This window comes from Nocardia farcinica, assembly GCF_029867845.1.
Taxonomy (GTDB): domain Bacteria; phylum Actinomycetota; class Actinomycetes; order Mycobacteriales; family Mycobacteriaceae; genus Nocardia; species Nocardia farcinica_A.
The window spans coordinates 1-2,648 of sequence record NZ_JARWRU010000897.1 but is presented as its reverse complement, the minus strand read 5'-3'; the positions used below and the strand labels follow the sequence as shown (position 1 = coordinate 2,648).

General features: G+C 70.4%; 2 protein-coding genes. Both read right to left on the bottom strand.

Annotation, left to right across the window (positions count from 1 at the left end):
- Positions 1 to 39 precede the first annotated feature (39 nt).
- Positions 40 to 867 (bottom strand): translation elongation factor Ts, encoded by an 828-nt coding sequence (gene tsf / locus QH283_RS19770; RefSeq protein WP_280504476.1) that lies wholly within the window; start codon positions 865 to 867, stop codon positions 40 to 42.
- Positions 868 to 982: 115 nt separating this feature from the next.
- Positions 983 to 1,843, bottom strand: a complete 861-nt coding sequence (gene rpsB / locus QH283_RS19765) for a 30S ribosomal protein S2 (protein WP_280504475.1) — start codon at positions 1,841 to 1,843, stop codon at positions 983 to 985.
- Positions 1,844 to 2,648: the final 805 nt, after the last annotated feature.

Here is a 2,648-nt window from a genome sequence, read left to right as displayed (position 1 = left end):
GGACATTACGCGCGCGGGGGGCCGTGTCGGTGCTGCGGGTCAGGCCTGGCCGACCTCGAAGCGGGCGAAGCGGGTGACGGTGACACCGGCCTCGTCCAGCAGCTGCTTGACGGTCTTCTTGTTGTCGGTGACCGACGGCTGCTCCAGCAGGACGACGTCCTTGAAGAAGCCGTTCACGCGGCCCTCGGTGATCTTGGGCAGCGCGGCCTCGGGCTTGCCCTCCTCGCGAGCGGTCTGCTCGGCGATGCGGCGCTCGTTGTCCACGATGTCGGCCGGGACCTCGTCGCGGGTCACGTACTTGGCCTTGAGCGCGGCGACCTGCATGGCGGCGCCACGCGCGGCCTCGGCGGCGGCCTCGCCCTCACCTTGGTACTCGACCAGCACGCCGACGGCGGGCGGCAGGTCCGAGGCACGCTTGTGCAGGTAGGTGGCGACCGGGCCGTCCAGCGAGATCACGCGGCGCAGCTCGAGCTTCTCGCCGATCTTGGCGGCCAGCTCCTGCAGGGCCACATCGGCGGTGCGGCCGTCGCCCAGGTCCAGGGCCTTCAGCGCGTCCAGGTCGGCGGGCTTGGCGGCGGCGGCCGCGGTGACGATCTTGTCCGCGAGCGCCTGGAACTCGTCGTTCTTGGCGACGAAGTCGGTCTCGGAGTTGATCTCGACCATCACGCCGTCCTTGGCCACGACCAGGCCCTCGGCGGTGGTGCGCTCGGCGCGCTTGCCCACGTCCTTGGCGCCCTTGATGCGCAGCAGCTCGACGGCCTTGTCGAAATCGCCCTCGGTCTCGACCAGCGCGTTCTTACAATCCATCATTCCGGAGCCGGTGAGCTCACGGAGCCGCTTCACGTCGGCAGCGGTGTAGTTCGCCATCGGTGGCGAGCCTCCTCGTTGGTTGTCGTGAGTGTGGTTCTGGGTGGGAAAACCACCTTGCCGACCGCTCCTGTGGCAGAAGGGTCGGCAAGGTGCGCTGGCAGTGCCGGTCGACTCAGAAGTCGGCCGGGCTCTGCGCCGCAGGGGCCTCCTCGGCCGCAGCGGCCTCGGCCGGGGCGGCCTCGGCGTTCTCGGCGGCCGGGCTCGCCTGGGCCAGCAGCTCCTGCTCCCACTCGGCCAGCGGCTCGCCCGCGCCCGCCTCGGGCTTGGCGTCGCCGGAGGCCAGACCCGCGCGGGCCTGCACGCCCTCGGCCACCGCGGAGGCGACGACCTTGGTCAGCAGCGCGGCGGAACGGATGGCGTCGTCGTTACCCGGGATCGGGTAGTCGACCAGGTCGGGATCGCAGTTGGTGTCCAGGATCGCGATGACCGGGATGTTCAGCTTGCGCGCCTCGCCGACGGCGATGTGCTCCTTGTTGGTGTCGACGACCCAGATGGCCGAGGGCACCTTCTGCATGTCGCGGATACCGCCGAGGGTGCGCTCCAGCTTGTTCATCTCACGCGTGAGCATGAGGATTTCCTTCTTGGTGCGACCCTCGAAGCCACCGGTCTGCTCCATGGCCTCGAGCTCCTTGAGGCGCTGCAGACGCTTGTGCACGGTGGAGAAGTTGGTGAGCATGCCGCCCAGCCAGCGCTGGTTCACGTAGGGCATGCCGACGCGGGTGGCCTCGGCCGCGATGGACTCCTGGGCCTGCTTCTTGGTGCCGACGAACAGGACGGTGCCGCCGTGGGCGACGGTCTCCTTGACGAACTCGTAGGCCTTGTCGATGTAGGTCAGCGTCTGCTGCAGGTCGATGATGTAGATGCCGTTGCGGTCGGTGAAGATGAACCGCTTCATCTTCGGGTTCCAGCGACGGGTCTGGTGACCGAAGTGCGCGCCGCTGTCGAGCAGCTGCTTCATTGTTACGACAGCCATGGCTCTCGTATCCCTCTTTCGTGTGCCGGTTGACGCAGGCGATCGGTGACCGTCTGCCCTGGCGCCGCCGAATCACCGTCAACCCACCCGGACATCCGGGGGGACCAGCCGGCGAAACCCTGCCCGCGGACGTCACGCGAAACGAGGACACGAAGGTGGTGGCTCGGATTCACGAACGACGCCGGTGACGAACAAGCACGGGTGGCGCGCGAAGTCGGTTCATGCCGAGCACGAACCGCTCGATCAGTCTACGATCTTCCGGGCCGGAGAAACGAATCGGGTCCGTCCACAGGCCGGGAGTTGTCCCCAATCGCTGGTTCGGGGCTACCGCGTGACCGCCCTCCGCAGCAGGCTCGACGCATGTTCTCCCGCCGCCACCTCCCCCTCGTCCTGGCCCTCCTGTCGACGGCTCTACTGCTGGTGGACGCCTGTTTCCCGCCCCCGGCGGCCCGAGCCGACCCGATCGATGCGCCGCGGCCCGCCACCCGGGCGGTCCCGCTCGTCGCGGACGAGCTCGAACGGGCGGTCAGGAGTCTGCTGCGCCCGGCTCCGCACACGGTCCCCGGCACGACCACCGGGTCCGCCGCCGGTCTCCGCGATGAGAGCCCGAGGTGACCCCGAGGTCCGCCGCGCCCACGCCGGTCGGCACGCGGCCACGCGGCCACGCACGCGCCGTCCGGTCGGGGAACACCCGCGCCTGCTCGCCCACGCGGGCGCGAGGGGGGGCCCGCACCTCGGCACGGGCGGTCGCGGGGCCGGCGGCGCGGCGGGCCCGGCCCCGGGGGGGCACCCCCCCCCCCCCCCG

Bases quoted from the DNA above. Each gene is read 5' to 3' on its own strand.
- tsf (WP_280504476.1), bottom strand. From the start codon at position 867: ATGGCGAACTACACCGCTGCCGACGTGAAGCGGCTCCGTGAGCTCACC.
- rpsB (WP_280504475.1), bottom strand. From the start codon at position 1,843: ATGGCTGTCGTAACAATGAAGCAGCTGCTCGACAGCGGCGCGCACTTC.